Annotated in this window: 1 pseudogene; it reads right to left on the reverse strand. The window is 71.1% G+C overall.

Features of this window, described 5'->3' with window-relative positions:
* A pseudogene (locus L995_RS24995) lies at nucleotides 1–401 on the reverse strand (DsbA family oxidoreductase); the annotation flags it as partial.
* Between the last annotated feature and the right edge of the window lie 8 nt (nucleotides 402–409).

Here is a 409-nt window from a genome sequence, read left to right on the forward strand (position 1 = left end):
AGCCGTTCGCGCAGCGCAGCCAGCGACTGGGTCTGCAGCGGAGGCAGGCCCGGCGCGATCAGCGTGGGAATGGAGCGCAGGCCCATGCGCTGCGCCAGCGCGCGGTCCTGGCGCACCAGCTCCAGCGCCTGAGCGCCTTCCATGCAGCCCGCGAAGGCATTGCGCTCGAAGCCCGTGCGCGTGGCGATGTCCAGCAGCACTTCGGCGTCGCCGATGTTGCGGTGCTCGCTCATGTGGGCGTGCTGGATGGCGTCGAACAGATCCCAGTGCGCGTCATCGCCGCCCAGGATCTGGGCCGCCTGGCAGGCCAGTGCGCCGGCCATGCCGCTGGGGTACTCGAAGGCCTCCCGGCGCATGCCCTCGATGTCGATGCGGTCCTCGTCGTCATGCTCCGCGCAGGCCTACGCGG

The sequence above is a fragment of the Delftia sp. ZNC0008 genome (genome assembly GCF_000799035.1).
Taxonomy (GTDB): domain Bacteria; phylum Pseudomonadota; class Gammaproteobacteria; order Burkholderiales; family Burkholderiaceae_C; genus Comamonas; species Comamonas tsuruhatensis.